Source organism: Kitasatospora sp. NPDC090091, from assembly GCF_044747365.1.
Taxonomy (GTDB): Bacteria; Actinomycetota; Actinomycetes; order Streptomycetales; family Streptomycetaceae; genus Kitasatospora.
On sequence record NZ_JBIVDY010000018.1, the window covers coordinates 110,842 to 129,409 of the forward strand.

Here is an 18,568-nt window from a genome sequence, read left to right on the forward strand (position 1 = left end):
CCCGGTCGTCGGACCGGCGGGCGCAGGGTGCGCCGCCGGGTGCGGGGGAGCGGGCATGGCGACACAGCGGTAACACGGCGGCCTTGCGGCCTCCCCCCGGGCCGTGATCATAGAGCGCCGGGCGGACACGAACGGCCGCGCCGGGGAGAGCGGCGCGGCCGTTCGGTGGGGGCGTGCGGGGCCCGGGTCTCAGGGGCGGCGGCTCGGGGACGTCAGCTCAGGGCTGCATCAGACGCTGGAAGAGGCCGCCGATCTGGTTCTTGTCCGCCATCATCGGCAGCGAGTCGAAGAAGAGCCCCCAGGTGCCGTCCGGACCGATCCGCTCGACGATCCCGAACGGGATCCCGGTGCCCTCGGGCGTGTGGCGGTACCTCGTTCGTCTGCGCTGGTCAGGGGGCCCGGGCCGGTGGGCCGCGGGCGGTGGGCGGGTCGGGGGAGCCCGGTCGGGTCCCGATTTCACCTTCTGATCTTCTGTTGGTAGGTTCTTCCTCGTCGGCGGGACGAGATCGCGAAAGTGATCGAGGACCGGCGGTCAGGCGTCGGTGGTGCAGCGGTAGCACGCCCACTTTCAGTGGGAGGGGTTCGTTCAATTCGGGCCCGGCGCTCCAACGAGCAGGGGCGGGAGTCGGTGACGACTTCCGCCCCTGTTGTCGTTCCCGGGCGTGATGGCGGCTGGACGCGGGGGTGACCGGTCCGGCTGTCGACCCGTACAGAAGGGGGATGTACGGGTGGACGGCGGGCCGTTTGGGGGTGGTGCTCAGACCTCGGTGGTCGCGGCGTAGGTGAGGAAGGCCTGCCAGGCGGTGGGGTCGAAGGTGAGGTGCGGGCCGCTCTTGTCCTTGGAGTCACGGACGAGGACAGCGGTGGTGGTCTCGGCGACCTCGACACACTGGCCGCCCTCGTTGCTGCTGTGGGTGCTCTTGCGCCAGGCGATCTCGACGCAGTCGCCGCCCTCATTGCTGCTGTAGCTGCTCTTGCGCCAGGCGACTTCGATGCACGCGCCGCCCTCACTACCGCTGTAGCTGCTCTTGAACCAGTCCAGTTCGGGGCTCATGGCTCTCCCTGCTTGGGGACAACGCTTTGGCGATTCGACGGTACGCCAACGGCCCGTCGCTGCACAGCGGCGGGCCGTTTGGGGGGGGTGGTGCTCAGACCTCGGCGGTGGCGGCGTAGGTGAGGAAGGCCTGCCAGGCGGTGGGGTCGAAGGTGAGGTGCGGGCCGCTCTTGTCCTTGGAGTCACGGACGAGGACAGCGGTGGTGGTCTCGGCGACCTCGATGCACGCGCCGCCCTCGTTTCCACTGTGGGTGCTCTTGCGCCAGGCGATCTCGACGCACGCGCCGCCCTCGTTGCTGCTGTAGCTGCTCTTGAACCATGCCAATTCCGTGCTCATCGTTCTCCCAGCATCTTCTCGATCAAGGTTAGGGACTCCTGTGGAGTATGCGCCTGTGCCCTGAGCGTGCCGTACCGTGCGTTCAGGATTCGAACCTCGTCCTGATCCGTGATCAGCCTACTGCTCGTCTGGACTTCGATGTACCCGTTCTGGGGCCGCCCTTTGGGTGTGATCAGGATGAATGGACCGCCCATACCGGCGTGCTCGATTCTGTCCAAAGGCAGTACCTGGATCACCATTCCGCGAGTCTGTCCGACCTCCAGCAGCCGGCGAAGCTGTGCCGCATGGACACTCCAGCCGCCCAGGGGTCTGCGTAGCACGCTCTCATCAATCACCCAGCTGAAGATGGCCCGGGGCCACCGGGTGAGGATCTCCTGACGGGCCATTCGGGCCGCCACCCGCATCTCGATCACCTCCTCCGAAAGCAGTGGTTGCCGCATCTCGTAGAGTGCCCGAGCGTGGGCCTCGGTCTGCAACAAGCCAGGGATCAGAAGCGTGCTGAAGTCATGGAGCTCGATCGCCTCCTCCTCCAACCCCGCGTAGTCCCGGAACCAGGCCGGGTGCCGCACGCGGGCTTTGGCCTTCGCTGCCTGGACGTCGTCCTTCGCGATGCTCAACAGCCCACCCGCGCCAAGGAGTTTGTCCGCCGCGTCCAGCAGCTCCGGCTGCGGCGTCCGCTTCCCCCGCTCCACCGCGCCGATCAGGGCCTCGGTGTAGCCGACGTGGCCGGCCAACTCCTTCTGCGTCATCCCCGCGCGCTCGCGCAGGAGTTTGATTTGCTTGCCCAGGGCGCGGAAGAAGTCCGACACCTCCGTGAGGTCCTCCGCCAATTCCGGTCGGGCCTCGCCGCTCGCCCCGCCACGCCGTACGTCACCCATTGCGACCACCCCTGAATTCAGGTCACGCCCAACGGCCCGAACAGGCCACCTTCTGCACCCGGACAGATACTGTGCGTACTCGCCGAATGCCTGGTCAGCCTACGTCCGTCCCACCACGCTTTGGCTCATGAAGTCCGAAATTGCCCTCGACACACCGGTGCCGCGCTCCCTCGTCGCGCTCCTCCCCGCTACCCCCAAGGGGGCCGCTCTCTGTCGGCGCGCCGCCGGGCGCCAACTCGCGGACTGGGGGCTCGACTCCGCAACCCCCGAGCCGTTCCACTCCGCCCAGCTCGTCGTCGCCGAGCTGGCTGCCAACGCGATCACCCACGGCCGCGTTCCCGGTCGCATGTTCGAGCTCGGTCTCGCCCTCACCCTCTCCACCGCGGGTGGCGCCGTGCTGCGGATCGAGGTCTCGGACTGCCGGGGCGACCGCTACCCCGCCCCTCCCGCCGTCACCACCGCCAACTCCCAGTCCGGGCGCGGCCTCATGCTCATCGACGCCCTCGCCGACCGGTGGGGCGCCTCCCCGCGCGATCCGGGCGGCAAGACCGTCTGGGCCGAGATCGACCTCCCCGCCGTCACCGCCGTCACCGCCGCCGCCCATGCCGTCTGAGGACGACCACCGCGACACCACCAGGGCCGCTGCTCTCACCCTCCTCCCGCTCGCCCTCCTCCTCGCCCTGATCGCCTGGGCTCTTCCGCCCGGCACCCGGTCCCACCGGCAGCCGCCCGCGGCCGCCACCACCTCGACCACCACCCCGACCCCACCCCCAACTCCCTCCCGCTGAACGCGACACAGGAAGTCGGCCCCTCCGACTTCCTGCACGCTCCCGCATCTCAAAGTTCGGATCATTGATGGGCTTTGCGACCCCGAACGTGCTTTCATGGGCTCGTCACACGATGCTCAACAATCACGGGGGGAACGGGAAATGAGCACCAAGGACCCGAAAGCCGAGGTCATCGAACGGTTCTTCGCCGCCTACGCGGCCGGAGACGTCGAGGCCATGAGCGCGGTCCTCGCCGAGGACATCGCGTGGACCATTCCGGGCCGCCACCCGCTCTCCGGCACCAAGCACGGGATCGCCGAGGTCCGCAGCTTCTTCGACCAGCTCGGCAAGGCCGGCTTCCAGGCCGAGCCGGTGTTCTTCGGCACCAACGACGAGTACGTCGTCGACGTCCACCGGGGCTACAGCACGCAGGGCGTCGGCAAGGTCGACACCCTCTGGGCCCTGGTGTGGCACTTCAACGCCGAGGGCAAGATCGACCGCGTGATCAACCTCAGCGGGGACCAGCACCAGATGGACAACTTCATCTGGGACAACTTCACGCTCGCCCCGCTCCCCGACCGCCTGGGCTGACCCAGGCACGAGGCGGCGGGTGCGGCTCACCCGCCGCCTCAACTCGGGCTCCCCGCAACGGGCATATGCGGCCTAGGATTGCCGCGTGTTCGATGCCACCGTCGCCGCGGACGTGAGCGGCCTGCCCGTCACCCTCGTGCACGCGTGCCAGCGCGCAGGCCGGGGCGGCAGCCCCACGGCCGTCGTCGACGAGTCGTCCCTCGGGGGTCTCCGCGGCCTCGGCTCCCTCAGCGACGCGCAGCGCCGTACCGTCCCCGGGCTCACGGGAGCCTCGCACGCCGTCTTCGTCTCGGCCGGCGCCGACGTCTCGCTCCGCTTCTTCACCGCCACCGGGGAGCTCCCGGGCTGCGGCCACGGGACCGTCGCGGCCCTGGCGTTCCTCGCCGCCCGTGCCGGCCGGTCCGACTACCGGACCACCCTCCGCACGAGGGGCGGCTCCTTCGCCGGCCGGGTCACCCGTGCGCACGGTGAGTACGACGCCGCGTTCGAACCGGGACCGGTCATCCTGCGGGAGCCCGTTCCCGGCGAACTGGACGCCGTGCTCGACGCGTTGGGCGTCGCCGCGGACGCGATCACGCCAGGCAGTCGGATCGCCACCCTCGGGCGGCCGCGGCTCCTCCTCCCGGTGGCCAGGCCGTCCGTCCTCGCCGCGCTGGCACCGGACTTCGACCGGCTCCGAGCCGCCTGCGACCGGCTGGGCCTGCTCGGCTGCTACGTCCACTGCGAGTCGGGCGCGTCCGGCGCTTCCGATGCAGCCAGTGCGCCCGAAGGCCGGTTCGCCGCGCGGATGTTCGCGCCCTCCATCGGCGTCCCCGAGGACGTGGCCAACGCCAACAGCACCGCGTGCCTGGCCGCCCACCTCGACCGGGAGGGCCGGCTCGGCGGCGCCGGGGGCCGCATCGGCGTCGACATGGGGGACTCCCTCGGCACGCCCTCCACGATCACAGCCACCGCGACCACCGTCGGCGGCGCCGCGGCCCTCGGGCGGCGCGTCCGCCTCTGACGCGCCCGGCCGCCATCCGACCGGCGGTGCCTACCTGCCCGCCGCCGAGACCGCGACGAGCCCGATCAGCGGCACGATCAGGCAGACCAGGTGGGTGATCACCGAGCGGGTCATCCGGAACACGCCGAAGAGCAGCAGCCCCACCAGCAGCCAGCCGAAGAACACCTCCTGGGCGAGCCGGCTGGTGTCGTGCATTTGGGCCGTGTCGCCCGGGGTGGGCGCGCCGAAGGTGATCGACGACCCGAGGCACATCATGAACAGCATCCCGCCCAGCAACAGGTTGCCGACGCCGACCAGGGTCGCCACCACGAAGTCGCAGTCGCGGATCCGCTGGTACCACCCGACGCCGGCCGCGGCCGTGTTGATCTCGCTCATGACAGCCAGCGTGCCCGGTCGGTGGGGCGCCGGGCATGAGTACGGGTACTCAACCTGCGCAGGAAGTCGGCCGGTCCGACTTCCTGCGCAGTGGACCGCTTCGCTCGCCGCGCCCTACGCCGGCTTCGAGGCGCGGAGCGAGTACACCTTCGGGACGCCCCCGCCGTCGGGGAGCCGGAAGTGGGCGTGGTCGTGCTCGTGCAGGAACTCCAGGCGCAGGCCCGCCGCGACGAGCGCGCTGACCACGTCGCCCAGGCCGTGCCGCCACTCGACCGTCACCGTGGCCGTCGTGACCGCGTCCGGGTCGGCGTAGGTGCCGGGTTCGTCCCAGACGGTCGGCTCGCGCCGGAAATAGTCCTCCTCGATCGTGCGGCCGTCCTCGCCGAGGACGTCGGTGATCGGGTGGTACTCGGCCAGGTAGAGGAACCCGCCCGGGGCGACCAGGGCGGCGGCCGTCCGCGCCCAGCGGTCGATGTCCGGGAGCCAGCACAGGGCGCCGAAGCCGGTGTAGACGACGTCGAAGGTCCGCCCGCCGACGGCCTCGACGGCGTCGTACACGTCCGAGACGACGAACCGGGCGCCGTCGGCGCCGATCTTCGCGGCGAGGTCGCGGGCCGTCTCCACGGCGGGCTGGGAGAAGTCGAGGCCGGTGACGGCGGCCCCGCGCCGGGCCCAGGAGAGCGTGTCCAGCCCGATGTGGCACTGGAGGTGGAGCAGCGTCTTCCCGCCGACGTCGCCGACCTCGGCGAGTTCGAAGCCGCGGAGCGAGTCGTCGCCCGCGACGAAGCCGGGCACGTCGTAGAAGTCGCCGGCCACGTGGATCGGGACGCGCTCGTCCCAGTTCGCGCGGTTGGCCGCGCGCCAGTCGGCCGGGTCGGAAGTCGTCGCCATGCTCGGCAACCTAGCCAGCGAGCCCGGCACCGTCCACCGATTTGCGCCCCGCACCGGCAGCCACCCCGAGCAACGTACGCGCGACGTCTTCCAGTGATCCGAGCAGTGGGTTGGGGTCGCCGGCGCGCGTGACGAGCACGACCTCGCAGGGATCGGTGTCGACGAGGGGCACCAGGGCGATGTCCTCGCGCACAGCGGCGCGTCGATCGCTCGCAGGGAAGATCGCGACACAGTGGCCGGTGGCGACGAGTTCCAGCTTGTCCTCGAAGCCGTCGTCGATTCCGGGCGGGGGTGGCGCCGGGCGGTCGCCGACCGCCTTGGGCGTGCTCCAGACAACCGGAGTGCTGACGCAGGCCACCAGTTCCTCGTCCGACAGAGCTCGCAGGCTGACGGATTCCTCGTTCGCCAGACGATGCCTTGCCGACATGACGAGTACCCGTGACTCCTCATGGAGCCTGGTCACCCGGAAGCCGTCCGTGGGCAAGGGCAGGGGTCCGTATGCGACGAGGGCGTCGACGCGCCCCTCGGCGAGGGCGTGCCTGTCCCGCCAGTCGAGGCGCCGGGTTCGGACCTCGCCGTCGGGGTGCCGGCGGCGCAGTTCCTGCACGCAGGCGGTGATGACCAGTCCTTCGGCGTAGCCGACGGTGATGGTACGGGGCCGGACGGCGGCTCTGGCCGTGCGAGCGGCTTGCTCGGCCTCTTGGAGCAGCGTCCGGGCCCCGGGAAGGAAGGCCCGGCCGGCGTCGGTGAGGCTGCTGCCCTGCGGCGAGCGGTCGAAGAGCCGGACACCGAGCTGAGCTTCCAGACGCTGGATCTGGCGGCTCAGCGACGGCTGCGCCAGGTGCAGCCTGGCGGCGGCCCGGCCGAAGTTGCCGTACTCCGCCACGACCGTGAAATAGCGCACGAGCCGCAGATCGACGTCCATTCGCCCAGGGTACGTCGCGCGCCGTCATGCGCCCGGGACATGACGGCATACGGAACAGGTCTTGGACGGGGTGTGCGGGCGGACATTTGACTGGTGGTCATGACCACCTATGACGGCAAGAAGATCGTGATCACGGGCGGAAGCAGCGGTATCGGCCTGGCTGCGGCCCGGTTGTTCGCGGACCGTGGGGCGCACGTACTGATCACCGGCCGCACCGGACCCGCGCTGGACGCCGCGGTGGGGCAGTTGGGGAGGAGGGCGATCGCCGTCCGTAGCGACGCCGCGTCCCTGAAGGACATCGAGGCGCTGGCCGGCACGGTCCAGGAGCGGTTCGGAGAGGTGGACGCGCTGTTCGTCAACGCCGGCGTCACTGCATCCGCGCCGTTCGGCTCGACAACGGAGGAGATGTACGACGAGCTGTTCGGCATCAACGCCAAAGGCCCGTACTTCACCGTGCAGGCGCTGGCGCCGCTGCTGCGCGAGGGGAGCGGCGTGGTCCTCACCACGTCGGTGGTGAACGTCCTGGGCCTCGACGCGCTCAGTGTCTACTCGGCGAGCAAGGCAGCCCTGCGGTCGATGACGCGCACCCTGGCCCGTGAGCTGCTTCCTCGCAAGGTGCGGGTCAATGCCGTGAGCCCCGGCCCGATCGACTCGGGCGTCCTGGACCGCTCCTTGCTGCCCGCCGACGTCGTCGAGGCGACGAAGGACACCTACCGGAATGCCAACCCGATGCAGCGGCTCGGGAGGTCCGAGGAAGTGGCCGCCGCGGTGGCGTACTTGGCGTTCGATGCGACCTTCTCGACGGGAGCGGAGCTGCCTGTCGACGGAGGGGCTTCGCAGCTCTAGGTGCTCTGACCGCAGAGGTTCGCCGGGCCGGCGCTGGTGGCGCCCTCGGCCGGGGGCGACGGCAGAGCCGACCCGGCGAACCACATCGGTCGGAGCGCTTGCTAGATGCCGAAGGCCGTGGCCCAGCGGACCAGGCCGGAGGGGAGCGGGTGGCGGTCGTCCAGGGCGAGGGCCATCCAGGCCTCGTCGGGCTCGTCGATGCTCAGGCGGATGCCGTGGGCGGAGGCCCGGACGAAGCCGAACCGCGGATAGTACGTCGGGTGCCCGAGCAGGACGACGAACCGCTCGCCCATGCTCCGGGCGGCGTCGAGTCCGGCCCGCACGGCGGCGGATCCGGCGCCCGACAGCTGGTGGTCCGGGTGCACCGACACCGGTCCCATCGCCAGCGAGGGGACGTCCCCGATGAAGGCCCGCGTCAGGACGACGTGCCCGACGGGGGTGTCGGCGGGGTCAGCCGGGTCGGTGGCCACGACGGAGAGGCCGTCGATCCAGGCCTCGTCCCGGCGCAGGCCGTCGAGGAGGTCGGCTTCGTGGAGCCGCCCGAACGCCGCGAGCGTCAGCGCCCGGACGGTCGGAACGTCCGCGGCGGTCTCGGCGCGGGTGAGCCAGGAACGGGCGTGGGCGGAGGAAGTGGAACGCATGGTGAAACCCTTCGAGGAAGGGCCCCGGCGCACCGCGGGCACGACGAGCGCGCTGCGGGTGCGGAAAGGTCAGACCAGGGCCCGGGAACGGAGAACAGCCGTCCGGTCGCCGCGCGGCATCGCCGGCGCAGCGGATCTCACCGCGGCCACAATCTCACCTTCCCCGTCTCTCTCGGATTCCGGTCGTACAAGGGCGGCCCGACCGTAACACGGCCGCGGAGCCGGGCGCGCGAGGTTTTCCGGATCGGCGAAGCGGCCGGGCCGCCGGTGCTGCGCCGGGCGCCGTGGGCCGCGAGCCGGAGCATCAGCGGAACCGTTCGACGAACCGGCGCTGCCAGGGCGTCTCGACGGCGTGCGGGTGGTAGTGCTCCCGGACGTACGCCACCGCCTCGCCGGCCGGCACGCCGTCCAGAACGGCCAGGCAGGCGAGCGCCGTTCCGGTCCGGCCGCGGCCGCCGGCGCAGCCGACCTCCACCCGCTGACGCTCTGACCGCTCCCAGGCGTCGCGCAGGGACTCGGCGGCCTCGACCCGGTCGGCGGGCAGCCGGAAGTCCGGCCAGCGCAGCCAGCGGGTCTCCCACGGCGGGCTCGTGGGCCGGCGGCCCAACAGGTAGAGCCCGAAGTCGGGTTGCTGTTCCGCGGGGCCGGCAGGATCCGGCAGCAGCATCCGGCGTACGGCCCGCCCGCGTACCAGTCGGCCGGAGGGCAGCCGCATCACCCCGGGCGCTGCCGGCTCCCAGGTGGTGCCGGGGGCGCTCATGCGGTGGATTCGCCGTCGGCGGCGATGGCGACCGACGAGGCGAACCACTCCGCGCAGGCGGTCAGCCGCGCCGCCACCTCCGCGGAGTCGGCGCCGGTCACCACGACGTCCCCGGCGCGGTCGAAGGACTTCACGGCGGGCTTGGAGAGCTCGCCGGGGGCGAGCTTCACGGTGGCGTCGACGACGCCGGGCCGGGTGCGGAGCTCGTCCGGAGAAGGGACCGAGCGCACGAGCCCGGCCGGGGCGGTGAGGAAGGCCCAGCCGAACGACCCGCCGGTGGTCTCCGCCGTCCCGGGCGCCGGTGCGCCCAGCGTGGCGGCGGCCCAGTGCCGGTGCAGGTCGCCGCCGAACGCCCGGCGGGTGACCTCGTCGATCCGTCCGCCGCCGACCCGCCCGCCGCACTCGCCGAAGACCAGCGAACCGTCGGGCTGCTCGAACACCTCGATGTGGAAAACGCCGTCGGCATGGCCCAGGGCGGCGAGCACCCGCTCGACCAGGGCGTGTGCCCGCGCGTACAGCTCCGGCTGTTCCGCGGCGCCGACGGAGACCGAGCCCACCAGCGCCCCGCTGTGCACGTCGATCACGTTGCGGAGGTAGCGGGAGGCGCCCAGCAGGCGTATCCGCCCGTCGCGCACGACGCCGTCCAGGTGCAGTTCGGCTCCGGGGACGAACTCCTCGACCAGCCAAGGGCCGACGGCGGCGGAGGCGGCCCAGGCCCGGGCCGCCCCGGGCGAGGAGAGCCGGGCGGTGTTCCGCGCCCCGGCGCCGGCCAGCGGCTTGACCACGACGGGGAACCCGCCGACCTGCAAAGCCGCCTGCTCGACGCCGGCCGGGTCGTCGAAGGCCTCGCACCGGGCGGTGGCGACGCCGGCCGCGCGGACGCGCTCCTTCTGCACGAACTTGTCCCGGAGCGCGATCGCGACCTCGACCGGGAGGGCCCGCGCGCCACCGATCGCGCCGATGGCGGCGGCGGCCACGAGCGAGTACTCCTGGCCGCTGGTGACGAGGTCGAAGCCGTTCGGGGAGAGCCCGGCACGCCCCAGCGCGAAGAGCACCGACTCGACGTCACCGGCCTGGTCGGTCACCACGATGTCGGCGTCCGTGCCGCTGCGGGCCCGGTCCGCGTCGGTCGCGCTGACCGCGCAGGTGACCGAGCAGCCCTCCGCCCGGAGGGCTTCGATCGCCACCGGCTTCCATCCGACCAGGAGGGCGCGGGGCGGTGGTGTGGTGCTGGGCAACGGACTCTCCGGAACATCGGGATCGGTTTTCGAAGAGTCTGCACAACGGAGTTGGCAGCGGTCAACGGCGGAATCGACGGGAACCGCGCGGATCCGATGGAGCGTCAACTCCATTCCGAATTCAGTGAAATCGGCGGCCTTCCGCTCACTTGCCGCTCGGTGGACGGTCCACTAGGGTTGGCCGCGGTCACGGGGGTGTGCGGCGACGGGGGTTCGGGCCGGTGGGAATTGTCGCTCGTATCGCGGTGGAGGTCGTCCCCGCAAAGCGCGGAAGCCGCATGCTGGTTGCCGGGGCGCTGGTCGACTCGTTCGGCAACGGGCTTTTCCTGGGCGCCTCCACACTTTACTTCGTGGGCGTGCTGCGATTTCCCGCGGCCCAGGTGGCGACGACGCTTTCGGTCGCCGCGATTTTCGGTCTGCTCAGTCCGTTGCCCCTGGGGCACGTCGCCGACCGGTGGGGCGTCGTCCGCACCTACGTCGCACTGATGTGTCTGCGCGGAGCGGGATTCGCCGCCTACGCGCTGATCCACGGCTTCGCCGGGTACGCCGTTCTCACCTGTGCACTCCTCGCGGCCGAGCGTGCCTGTTCGCCCCTGCTCCAGGTGATCGTCTCCGGCGTGGCCGGGCAGGAGGAGCGGACCCGCACCCTGGCCTCGATCCGGGCGGTGCGCAACGCCGGCCTCACCGGCGGGCTGCTGGTGGCCGGGCTCGTGCTCGGCCTGCACGTGACGGCCGCGTTCCAGACCGTGTTCCTGGCGGACGCGGTGTCCTTCCTGGTGATCGCCTGGATGGTCCTGTGGGCGGTCCGGGCCTCGGACGGGATCCCGACGGCGCCCGCCGCGGACGTGCGCTCCGGCGCCGCGCCGTACCGCGACCTGCGGTTCATGGTGTTCACCGTCGCCAACGGCGTGCTCTCGCTCTTCGACTCGCTGATCGTCGTCCTGCTGCCGATCTGGGTGGTGCAGCGCACCGAACTGCCCCATGCCTGGCTCTCCGTCCTGCTCGCCGTCAACACCGTCCTCACGGTCCTGCTGCAGGCGTGGGTGCACCGCTTCGCGACCGGCGTCGACGGCTCCGTGCGGCTGCTGAGGGCCACGGCGCTGTCGCTGGTGATCGGCTGCGGGCTGTTCGCCGTCGCCGAGCGGGTGCCGGTCTGGGTCTGCCTGGTGTGCACGATCGGCGCGGTGGTGGCGGTCACGGTCGGCGAGAACCTGCAGTCGGTGGCGGGCTGGGAGCTCTCGTACGTGCTCTCCCCGGCCGCGGCCAGGGCGCGCTACCTCGCCACGTTCAGCATGGGGATGACGGCCCAGCGGATCGTCGGGCCGACCCTTCTGGTGTCGGCCCTGCTGCCGCTGGGGTTCTGGGCCTGGGTGGTCCTCGCGGTGCTGTTCGCGGCGGCGGCGGCCGGCGCGGTGTGGTCCGGGCGGCCGGTGGCCGGGCCGGGCGCGGAGGGGGCGCCCGCAGGCGGGCCGGCCGCCCAGGGGCCGGCCGCCGAGGCGGCACCTGCCGGCCGCCAGGCCGCCGACGCAGCGCCCGCCGACGGGGCGGCTCCGGCGGGCGGGGAACGGGCGGCGGCCGAGCAGGCCGCTTCGCACTCGAAGTAGTCCCGGAAGTGCCGCCCCGGCCCCTCGGAATTGGCTGTGACGCACTCCACAATTGACACCGATCGGGTCCGGCCGGTACGCGCCGGCCGCTGTCTGGCGGATCGTCAATTCGCGCTTGTGGAACCGTTGACACGCCAGTTCAGGGGCCGTTAGCGTGGCGCCGCGTTACCGAGTGCAGCCGGGGGGTTCGTGTGATGACGCTTGATGGGGTCGACGCCGAATCGGCGCCGCTTCTCGCGTGATTGAGGCCGGTGCCGAATCATCGGGCACCGGACCGGGTGGCGTCCCGTGGGGGCGGGCGACACCGCCAGTCTTTCTCTGTGTACTGCTTGCTGATTGTTCGTCAGAAGCCGGACTCCGGCGGCCGGGTGTGCATTCACGCGGTCCGGCCGCGCCCGGCCGCAAGTCCTTTCGCCGGTGCCCCGTCGTGGGTACTCCCGGCATCCTCCGCATGCCGGGGGAAAGCTAATTGACGCTTCGTCACACCGAGAGTGAATTGCCGGCATCATGGCCAAGATCACCTATGTTGAACCCGACGGATCCCGATCCGTGCTGGACGTGCCGGTCGGCGTGACCGTCATGGACGCCGCGGTCGAGGAGGGAATCGACGGCATCGTCGGCCAGTGCGGCGGACGCATGGTCTGCGCGACCTGCCACGTGTTCGTCGAGGAGGTCGAGGGGGAGTCGCCGCCCGAGCCCGACGACGACGAGGACGAGATGCTCGACTACACCGCCGTGGAGCGCCGCCCGGAGAGCCGTCTGAGCTGCCAGCTGACCGTCGGCGACGGGCTCGGCGCCCTGGTCGTCCGACTGCCGGAAAGCCAGACCTGAGGCAGCACGACAAGCGAGGAACCATGCCCACCACACCCATGACCACACCGGACTCGGCGGTCGCGCCCGACCTGCCGGCGGACGCCGGGAGGCCGGTACCCGCCGGGGCACCGGAGACCGCCCCGTTCACCCACTTCCCCTCCGACGTCCTGCGGGAAGCCCTCGACGGCGTTCCGCCGCAGGCCCTGGAGTCCTTCCTGGACTCCTGGAGCGACCTCCCGGCCGACGAGTACCTCGGGACCGAGCGGCCCTACCGCTTCCGCCGGTACGGCAGGTTCCGGCTGCTGGACGACGGCCTGGAGCCGCTGCCGCACGGCACGTTCCTCCAGGACCGGGCGGTGAACGGCTTCGTCGGCGGAGTGCCCCGGCTGTTCGCGCCGCTGCACGACGCCGTCGCCGCCGGCCCGGCGCTGCGCGCCGTCGTCCGGGCTTTCCGGGACCGCCTGCCCGGCCCCCGGCACACCGTCGACACCTGCGGCATCCACCAGATCCGGGTGGTCGCCCTGCCCGACGCCGAGGGCGACCCGGCGCCGGAGGGGATCCACCAGGACGGCCACAGCTACGTGGCCCAGGTGCTCATCCGCCGCGACGGGGTGGAGGGCGCGCAGTCGCGCCTGTACGACCTCGACCGGCGCGAGATCCACCGGGCGCTGCTCACCGACCCGCTGGAGTCGATCGTCCTCGACGACCGCCGGGTCCTGCACGACGTCTCGCCGATCACCTCCGCTCCCGGTGCCGCCATCGGCGTCCGGGACATGCTGCTCGTCGACTTCTTCGCCAGCTTCGACTCCACGAAAGAGGTAGCCCTGTGACCGACATCCTCGACAGCAAGGCGCTGGTCCGCCCGCGCATCGGGTTCTCCACCAACATCTGGGACAACCCCGCCGAGATCGTTGAGCACATGGAGTTCCTGGCCGGGCACTTCACCGACATCGAGTTCGAGATCGCCGAGGAGGCGCAGGAGGTCCTCTTCGGGGCGACCGCGCCCGAGTACGAGAAGATCGTCGACGGCATGCGCTCCGTCATCGCGACCCACGGCCTGGACGTGTCGGTGCACGCGGCCTGGTACGGGCCGCACACCGACCTGGTCTCGCCGGACGAGGACGAGCGCGCGGAGTCGGTCAACTACCTGCGCCGCGCCGTGCACTTCGCCGCCGATCTCGGCGTGGAGCGGGTCACCTACCACCCGGGCTACATGTCCCGCCGCAGCAACGACGTGCTGCTCGACGTGCTGCGCTCCTCGCTGGACAAGGTGCAGCCGCTGATCTCCAGCACCGGCATCCAGCTCTGCATCGAGAACATGGGCGCCAACCGCCCGCGCTACGTGGTCTTCACCCCCGAGGAGCACGTCGAGCTGTGCCGCAGCACCGGCACCTGGCTGACCCTGGACGTGCCGCACCTGGCCACCGTGCACCTGCCGCGCGGCGACTACGACGAGGCGCTGGCCACCGTCGCGCCGTACGTCCAGACGGCCCACATCGCCGACATCAAGGGCGCCGACCACACCCACATCCCGATCGGCGAGGGCGACTTCGACCTCTGGGGATCGCTGGAGAAGCTGGGCGAGTACGGCTTCGGCGGCGCCGCGATCGTCGAGGAGTTCGCCAAGGGCTACAAGCCGGAGGACTACCTGGAGAAGGCCCTGGAGTTCCGCAGCCGCTGGGACGCCGAGGGCGCCCGGCTGCGAGGCGAGGGATGACGGCCTCCCTGGCCGTCGCCGGACCGGCGCCCCACGCGCGCCGGTCCGGCGCCCCCGCCGCCCCGGCGGCCGGCCTGCTCGCCGCCGTACGCGCCGACGCCGACCGGATCTCCTCCACCGTCAACCTCGCCGCGTTCGAGAACGTGCTCTCCCGCACCGCCGAGCGGATGCTGCACAGCCCGCTGGCGAACCGCTACCTGATCGGCCACGAGCGGGAGCGCCGGGGCATGGACCCGCTGCTCCGCTCCGGCCTGCTGTCGGCCGCCTACCCCGGCGTCGACCGGCTGGAGCGGGCCGCCGCCGAGACGGCCCGGCGGCTGCTCGGCGCCGCCTGGGTGGACTTCCGGCCGCTGTCGGGGCTGCACGCCACGATGTCGGTGTTCGCGCTGCTCACCGAGCCGGGCGGGACGGTCTGGTCCATCGCCCCGGAGAACGGCGGCCACTTCGCGACCGGACCGCTGCTGGAGTCGATGGGCCGGCGCAGCGCCTGCCTCCCGTGGTCCCGCGAGAACGGCACGGTCGACCTCGCGGCCTTCGCGGCGCTGTGGCGGCGGAACCCGGGCGCCATGGTCTTCCTCGACCACGGCGTGCCGCTGGCGCCGCTGCCGCTGCGCGAACTGCGGGCGGTCGTCGGCCCCGGGGCCCTGCTGGTGTACGACGCCTCGCACACCCTGGGCCTGGTGGCGGGCGGCGAGTTCCAGGACCCGATCGGCGAGGGCTGCGACATCGTCCAGGGCAACACCCACAAGAGCTTCCCCGGCGCACACAAGGGCCTGGTCGCCTTCGCCGACGCAGCCGCCGGGCAGGACTTCTCCGACCGTCTCGGGATGTCCCTGATCTCCTCCCAGCAGACCGGGCCGACCCTCGCCAACTACGTGACCACGCTGGAGATGGGCGTGCACGCCGCCGGGTACGCGCGGGACATGCTGGCGAACCGGGCCGCGCTGGCCCACGCGCTGGGCGAATCGGGCTTCACCGTGTACCGCCCGCCGGGGCGGGAGCAGGAGAGCGCGAGCCACGTCCTCCTGGTCGAGGCGCCGGAGCGCCCGGGGCGGGCGGGCGGCTACGAGCTCGCCGGCGCGCTGATGCGGGCCGGGCTGATGCTCAACGCCCGGCCCGTGGAGGGGCGGGTCGTGCTGCGGCTCGGGGTCCAGGAAGTGACCCGCCGGGGCATGGGGCCCGCCGAGATGTGGCGACTGGCGGACCTCATGGCGCGCGCCTCGGCCGGGGGCGCGGCCCGCGAGACGGCCGACGAGGTGGCCGTCCTGGCCGGCTCGTTCGCCTCGGTGGCCTACGGATTCGACGACGCGGACGCGATGGAGGTCGCCCGATGACCGCACAGGGCCTGGTGCTCTTCCTCGGCAACGCCCGGTACGGCGAGTTCGAGCCGCTCCGGGACGCCGGCCACCGGGTCGGTCTGATCCGCGACGTGCGCTCGCACGGCTGGTGCGCCGACGACGAGGCCTTCGACGTCGTCGTCCCGTGGGATCCCGCCGAGGGCGTCGAGCCGCTCGCCGCCCGGCTCGGCGAGGAGCCGGGGGTCTGCGTGCTCAACCTGCGCGAGGCGTACGTCGAGCCCTACGCGCGGCTGCTGACGGCGCTCGGGCTGCCCGCGCTGCCGGAGGAGGAGGCCGCGGCCCTGCGCTCGAAGGAGCTGATGCGCCGGCTCTTCACCGAGGGGATCGGCGCGGACAGCACCGGCCGGTTCGGCCCGGCCGGCTCGGTGCAGGACGTCCTGGACTTCGGCGAGGCGCACGGGTGGCCGGTCGTGGTCAAGCCCGCGGCGCTCTACTCCAGCCTGTTCGTGCTCACCGTGCCTGGCCCGGAGGCCGCCGCCGAGACCTTCGAGCACGTCCGCAGGGGCGTGGCCGACCACGTCCGGGGCAAGGGGCTGCCCGAGCGCTTCACGGCGCTGCAGGTCGAGGAGTTCCTGGCCGGCAGCAACCACTCGGTCGACCTCGTGGTCGACCGCGAGGGCACGCCGTGGCCGAGCCCGGTCGTCGACGTCCTCACCGGGGCGGACCTCGGCGGCGACGACTTCCACCACTTCGCCCGCTTCGCCCCCAGCCTGGCGGCCGAGGAGCACCGGCGGACGATGGCCGACCTCGCGGTGGCCGCCGTGCGGGCCATGGGCCTGCGGCTGTGCGCCGCGCACGTCGAGTTCATCCTCACCGCGAAGGGGCCCCGGCTCCTGGAGGTCGGCGTCCGGCCCGGCGGCCACCGGGCCCGGGTGCTCCACCAGGCGCACGGGATCTCCTTCATGGCCGCCTACGCGGCGGTGCTGCGCGGTGAGCGGCCGGACCTGGAGGCCCGCTTCGACCGGCCGTTCGGCATCGTCACCCCGTTCCCGCGCGCCACCGGCGTCTTCACCGGGCTGAACGGGTTCGACCGGGTCACCGCCCTGCCGACGTACGCCCGGCACAGCCTCTACCACGCCCCCGGCGTGATCGCCGGAACGGCGGCGGAGGGCCACTGGCAGGTGCTCTCCGCCGAGCTGACCGCCGAGACGGCGGCCGCCGTCGCCGGCTCCGGCGAGCCGACCGCCGACGGCTCCGGGGCGGTGCAGCGGGACATCAGGTCGGTCTGGGAGATGGCCGACCTCGTCCTGACCCGCCCGCAGGGGGGAGCCGCCGAGCAGCGGCGCGACCGGCCGCACCTCCTGGTCGTCGGCGGCAAGGACTCCGGCTTCCGCTCGATGGCCGAGCTCGACGCGCGGATCACACTCCTCCAGCAGCGCGCCAACCTGAGCGACCTCCAACGGGAGCGTGCGGACGGGCTGTTCGTCCAGGAGGAGCTGGACGGCGCCTGGGCCCGCTCCCTGGCCGAGATCCTGCACGGGGCCGGCGCCCCCTTCGACGCCGTGGTCTCCTTCGCCGAGCCGCACCTGCTCACCGCCGCACTGATCGGGGAGAGCCTGGGCATCGCGCACAACCCGGTGCCGGCCGTCGAGCGCAGCCGGGACAAGACCCGGATGCGCGCGCTGCTCGCCGAGCACGGCCTGCCGTCCGTGCGCTACCGGGCCTGCGGCGCAGCCGAGGAGGCGGCCGCCTTCCAGCGGGAGCTCGACGCCCCCGTCATCGTCAAGCCCGCGGACGGCTCCGGCAGCCGCGGCGTGACGCTGGCCCACGGCCCCGAGGAGGCCGCCGAGGCGTGGCGGCGGGCCGCGGCGGGCGGCGGCACGGTGATCGCCGAGGAGTTCGCCACCGGACGGGAGCTGAGCGTCGAGACGCTCACCCTGGACGGCAAGCACGAGCTGGTGGCGGTCACCGAGAAGCTCACCTCGGGCGCGCCCTCCTTCGTCGAGACCGGCCACCAGCTCCCGGCCGCCCTCGACACCGGCGCGGCCCAGGCCGTCGAGGCGACGGTCGTCGCGCTGCTCGACGCGCTGGGCCACCGCTGGGGGCCCGCCCACACCGAGGTGATGGTGCGGGCGGACGGCTCGCCGGTCGTGATCGAGACCCAGACCCGCTTCGGCGGGGACCAGATCTGGGAGATGGTGGAGCTGGTCACCGGCGTGCCACTGGCCGCCGCCACGGCCGCCGGGCTGCTCGGTCTCGACGGCCACGCCCGCCGCACGCCGGTCGGGGGCGCCGCCGCCATCCGGTTCTTCGCCCACGAGAACGTCGAGGTCCTGGCCGTCGACGGGATCGACGCCGCCAGGGCGCTCCCGGGCGTCGTCACCGTGAAGGCCGCGGCGGAGCCGGGCCGCCGGCTCGGCCCGCTGACCGGATCCGGCAGCCGCCAGGGCTACGTCCTGGCGGTGGGCGCCGACCGCGAGGAAGCCGTCACCCGGGCGGAGACGGCCTGGCAGACCGTCGACTTCCGGCTCTCCCCGCCGACCGGAGGCTGAGACACGCCCGGTCGGGTCCGGCCCCGGAGACGCACCGGCGACTCGGACCCGCGGCCGGGCCGCGGGTCCTCCCCGGCCCGTGCGGGGCGATCCGCCGATCGCCCCGCACGGGCCGGGTGCGTGGGGGCCGCGGAACCCCGCGGTGCGGACCGGCGCCGGGCCCCTCGCGGGTGCGGGCCCGGTGCCGGAACGGCCTCGTGGACGCGCTGCTCACCGGTGGTGCGGCCGGGTCGCAGCGCGTCCTCGGACAGCTTCGCCGATGCCGGAACCGATCACCC

General features: G+C 72.7%; 21 protein-coding genes and 1 tRNA gene. 12 read left to right on the forward strand and 10 right to left on the reverse strand.

Features of this window, described 5'->3' with window-relative positions; genetic code table 11:
• Positions 1-217: 217 nt before the first annotated feature.
• Positions 218-460: a hypothetical protein gene (locus ACIPSC_RS28350; protein WP_400829182.1), complete on the reverse strand. Its 243-nt coding sequence runs from the start codon at positions 458-460 to the stop codon at positions 218-220.
• Positions 461-536: 76 nt separating this feature from the next.
• Between ACIPSC_RS28350 and ACIPSC_RS28355 the strand changes: the two genes are divergently transcribed.
• Positions 537-608, forward strand: a tRNA-Glu gene (locus tag ACIPSC_RS28355).
• Positions 609-757: 149 nt separating this feature from the next.
• Here ACIPSC_RS28355 and ACIPSC_RS28360 read toward each other — a convergent pair.
• The 3 genes from ACIPSC_RS28360 to ACIPSC_RS28370 all read right to left on the reverse strand — a co-directional run bounded on the left by ACIPSC_RS28360 (position 758) and on the right by ACIPSC_RS28370 (position 2,269).
• Positions 758-1,054: a DUF397 domain-containing protein gene (locus ACIPSC_RS28360; protein WP_400829184.1), complete on the reverse strand. Its 297-nt coding sequence runs from the start codon at positions 1,052-1,054 to the stop codon at positions 758-760.
• Between the two features lie 94 nt (positions 1,055-1,148).
• Entirely contained in the window at positions 1,149-1,391 is a 243-nt protein-coding gene (locus ACIPSC_RS28365; RefSeq protein WP_400829185.1) for a DUF397 domain-containing protein, read from the reverse strand.
• Entirely contained in the window at positions 1,388-2,269 is an 882-nt protein-coding gene (locus ACIPSC_RS28370; RefSeq protein ID WP_400829187.1) for a Scr1 family TA system antitoxin-like transcriptional regulator, read from the reverse strand. The genes ACIPSC_RS28365 and ACIPSC_RS28370 overlap by 4 nt, the downstream gene beginning before the upstream one ends.
• 127 nt (positions 2,270-2,396) lie before the next feature.
• Between ACIPSC_RS28370 and ACIPSC_RS28375 the strand changes: the two genes are divergently transcribed.
• The 4 genes from ACIPSC_RS28375 to ACIPSC_RS28390 all read left to right on the forward strand — a co-directional run bounded on the left by ACIPSC_RS28375 (position 2,397) and on the right by ACIPSC_RS28390 (position 4,630).
• Positions 2,397-2,882 carry an ATP-binding protein gene (locus tag ACIPSC_RS28375; RefSeq protein ID WP_400829189.1) on the forward strand — a complete coding sequence of 162 codons (486 nt, stop codon included), beginning with the start codon at positions 2,397-2,399 and terminating at the stop codon, positions 2,880-2,882.
• Positions 2,872-3,057 (forward strand): hypothetical protein, encoded by a 186-nt coding sequence (locus tag ACIPSC_RS28380; RefSeq protein ID WP_400829191.1) that lies wholly within the window; start codon positions 2,872-2,874, stop codon positions 3,055-3,057. The genes ACIPSC_RS28375 and ACIPSC_RS28380 overlap by 11 nt, the downstream gene beginning before the upstream one ends.
• A gap of 141 nt (positions 3,058-3,198) precedes the next feature.
• The gene (locus ACIPSC_RS28385) at positions 3,199-3,627 is read left to right on the forward strand and encodes a nuclear transport factor 2 family protein (protein ID WP_238862293.1); all 429 of its coding nucleotides are present in this window, start codon (positions 3,199-3,201) and stop codon (positions 3,625-3,627) included.
• An 85-nt stretch (positions 3,628-3,712) separates the two neighbouring features.
• Positions 3,713-4,630, forward strand: a complete 918-nt coding sequence (locus ACIPSC_RS28390) for a PhzF family phenazine biosynthesis protein (RefSeq protein WP_400829193.1) — start codon at positions 3,713-3,715, stop codon at positions 4,628-4,630.
• Positions 4,631-4,660: 30 nt separating this feature from the next.
• Here the strand turns inward: ACIPSC_RS28390 and ACIPSC_RS28395 are convergent, their stop codons facing one another.
• The 3 genes from ACIPSC_RS28395 to ACIPSC_RS28405 form a co-directional block, all read right to left on the reverse strand.
• The gene (locus ACIPSC_RS28395; protein ID WP_400829195.1) at positions 4,661-5,005 is read right to left on the reverse strand and encodes a hypothetical protein; all 345 of its coding nucleotides are present in this window, start codon (positions 5,003-5,005) and stop codon (positions 4,661-4,663) included.
• Positions 5,006-5,119: 114 nt separating this feature from the next.
• Positions 5,120-5,896, reverse strand: coding sequence for a class I SAM-dependent methyltransferase (locus ACIPSC_RS28400; RefSeq protein WP_400829197.1), 777 nt, complete (start codon positions 5,894-5,896; stop codon positions 5,120-5,122).
• Positions 5,897-5,906: 10 nt separating this feature from the next.
• Positions 5,907-6,821, reverse strand: a complete 915-nt coding sequence (locus ACIPSC_RS28405) for a LysR family transcriptional regulator (RefSeq protein WP_400829199.1) — start codon at positions 6,819-6,821, stop codon at positions 5,907-5,909.
• A gap of 99 nt (positions 6,822-6,920) precedes the next feature.
• On the opposite strand from ACIPSC_RS28405, the gene ACIPSC_RS28410 reads away from it, so the two are divergent.
• A complete protein-coding gene (locus ACIPSC_RS28410; RefSeq protein WP_400829201.1) occupies positions 6,921-7,667 on the forward strand; it encodes an SDR family oxidoreductase in 747 nt (248 codons plus the stop codon).
• A gap of 101 nt (positions 7,668-7,768) precedes the next feature.
• Here the strand turns inward: ACIPSC_RS28410 and ACIPSC_RS28415 are convergent, their stop codons facing one another.
• From ACIPSC_RS28415 to ACIPSC_RS28425, 3 genes are all read right to left on the reverse strand, one after another.
• Positions 7,769-8,308 (reverse strand): GNAT family N-acetyltransferase, encoded by a 540-nt coding sequence (locus ACIPSC_RS28415; protein WP_400829203.1) that lies wholly within the window; start codon positions 8,306-8,308, stop codon positions 7,769-7,771.
• Positions 8,309-8,612: 304 nt separating this feature from the next.
• Positions 8,613-9,068 carry a protein-tyrosine phosphatase family protein gene (locus tag ACIPSC_RS28420; RefSeq protein WP_400829205.1) on the reverse strand — a complete coding sequence of 152 codons (456 nt, stop codon included), beginning with the start codon at positions 9,066-9,068 and terminating at the stop codon, positions 8,613-8,615.
• A complete protein-coding gene (locus ACIPSC_RS28425) occupies positions 9,065-10,255 on the reverse strand; it encodes an ATP-grasp domain-containing protein (RefSeq protein WP_400829207.1) in 1,191 nt (396 codons plus the stop codon). Before ACIPSC_RS28425 ends, ACIPSC_RS28420 begins: the two co-directional genes overlap by 4 nt.
• Before the next feature lie 329 nt (positions 10,256-10,584).
• On the opposite strand from ACIPSC_RS28425, the gene ACIPSC_RS28430 reads away from it, so the two are divergent.
• The 6 genes from ACIPSC_RS28430 to ACIPSC_RS28455 all read left to right on the forward strand — a co-directional run bounded on the left by ACIPSC_RS28430 (position 10,585) and on the right by ACIPSC_RS28455 (position 18,290).
• Positions 10,585-11,910 (forward strand): MFS transporter, encoded by a 1,326-nt coding sequence (locus ACIPSC_RS28430; protein WP_400829209.1) that lies wholly within the window; start codon positions 10,585-10,587, stop codon positions 11,908-11,910.
• A 507-nt stretch (positions 11,911-12,417) separates the two neighbouring features.
• Positions 12,418-12,741: a 2Fe-2S iron-sulfur cluster-binding protein gene (locus ACIPSC_RS28435; RefSeq protein ID WP_255752295.1), complete on the forward strand. Its 324-nt coding sequence runs from the start codon at positions 12,418-12,420 to the stop codon at positions 12,739-12,741.
• A gap of 23 nt (positions 12,742-12,764) precedes the next feature.
• Positions 12,765-13,553 (forward strand): 2OG-Fe dioxygenase family protein, encoded by a 789-nt coding sequence (locus tag ACIPSC_RS28440; protein WP_400829212.1) that lies wholly within the window; start codon positions 12,765-12,767, stop codon positions 13,551-13,553.
• Positions 13,550-14,440 carry a sugar phosphate isomerase/epimerase family protein gene (locus ACIPSC_RS28445; protein ID WP_400829214.1) on the forward strand — a complete coding sequence of 297 codons (891 nt, stop codon included), beginning with the start codon at positions 13,550-13,552 and terminating at the stop codon, positions 14,438-14,440. Before ACIPSC_RS28440 ends, ACIPSC_RS28445 begins: the two co-directional genes overlap by 4 nt.
• Entirely contained in the window at positions 14,437-15,774 is a 1,338-nt protein-coding gene (locus tag ACIPSC_RS28450) for a hypothetical protein (protein ID WP_400829216.1), read from the forward strand. The genes ACIPSC_RS28445 and ACIPSC_RS28450 overlap by 4 nt, the downstream gene beginning before the upstream one ends.
• The gene (locus ACIPSC_RS28455) at positions 15,771-18,290 is read left to right on the forward strand and encodes an ATP-grasp domain-containing protein (RefSeq protein WP_400829218.1); all 2,520 of its coding nucleotides are present in this window, start codon (positions 15,771-15,773) and stop codon (positions 18,288-18,290) included. The genes ACIPSC_RS28450 and ACIPSC_RS28455 overlap by 4 nt, the downstream gene beginning before the upstream one ends.
• Positions 18,291-18,568: the final 278 nt, after the last annotated feature.

Excerpts from the sequence above, each read along its gene's own strand:
- ACIPSC_RS28385 (WP_238862293.1), top strand. The coding sequence starts at position 3,199 with ATGAGCACCAAGGACCCGAAAGCCGAGGTCATCGAACGGTTCTTCGCC.
- ACIPSC_RS28455 (WP_400829218.1), top strand. The coding sequence starts at position 15,771 with ATGACCGCACAGGGCCTGGTGCTCTTCCTCGGCAACGCCCGGTACGGC.
- ACIPSC_RS28360 (WP_400829184.1), bottom strand. The coding sequence starts at position 1,054 with ATGAGCCCCGAACTGGACTGGTTCAAGAGCAGCTACAGCGGTAGTGAG.
- ACIPSC_RS28450 (WP_400829216.1), top strand. The coding sequence starts at position 14,437 with ATGACGGCCTCCCTGGCCGTCGCCGGACCGGCGCCCCACGCGCGCCGG.
- ACIPSC_RS28365 (WP_400829185.1), bottom strand. The coding sequence starts at position 1,391 with ATGAGCACGGAATTGGCATGGTTCAAGAGCAGCTACAGCAGCAACGAG.
- ACIPSC_RS28375 (WP_400829189.1), top strand. The coding sequence starts at position 2,397 with ATGAAGTCCGAAATTGCCCTCGACACACCGGTGCCGCGCTCCCTCGTC.
- ACIPSC_RS28405 (WP_400829199.1), bottom strand. The coding sequence starts at position 6,821 with ATGGACGTCGATCTGCGGCTCGTGCGCTATTTCACGGTCGTGGCGGAG.
- ACIPSC_RS28395 (WP_400829195.1), bottom strand. The coding sequence starts at position 5,005 with ATGAGCGAGATCAACACGGCCGCGGCCGGCGTCGGGTGGTACCAGCGG.
- ACIPSC_RS28415 (WP_400829203.1), bottom strand. The coding sequence starts at position 8,308 with ATGCGTTCCACTTCCTCCGCCCACGCCCGTTCCTGGCTCACCCGCGCC.
- ACIPSC_RS28440 (WP_400829212.1), top strand. The coding sequence starts at position 12,765 with ATGCCCACCACACCCATGACCACACCGGACTCGGCGGTCGCGCCCGAC.
- ACIPSC_RS28410 (WP_400829201.1), top strand. The coding sequence starts at position 6,921 with ATGACCACCTATGACGGCAAGAAGATCGTGATCACGGGCGGAAGCAGC.
- ACIPSC_RS28400 (WP_400829197.1), bottom strand. The coding sequence starts at position 5,896 with ATGGCGACGACTTCCGACCCGGCCGACTGGCGCGCGGCCAACCGCGCG.
- ACIPSC_RS28430 (WP_400829209.1), top strand. The coding sequence starts at position 10,585 with ATGCTGGTTGCCGGGGCGCTGGTCGACTCGTTCGGCAACGGGCTTTTC.
- ACIPSC_RS28420 (WP_400829205.1), bottom strand. The coding sequence starts at position 9,068 with ATGAGCGCCCCCGGCACCACCTGGGAGCCGGCAGCGCCCGGGGTGATG.
- ACIPSC_RS28380 (WP_400829191.1), top strand. The coding sequence starts at position 2,872 with ATGCCGTCTGAGGACGACCACCGCGACACCACCAGGGCCGCTGCTCTC.
- ACIPSC_RS28370 (WP_400829187.1), bottom strand. The coding sequence starts at position 2,269 with ATGGGTGACGTACGGCGTGGCGGGGCGAGCGGCGAGGCCCGACCGGAA.
- ACIPSC_RS28435 (WP_255752295.1), top strand. The coding sequence starts at position 12,418 with ATGGCCAAGATCACCTATGTTGAACCCGACGGATCCCGATCCGTGCTG.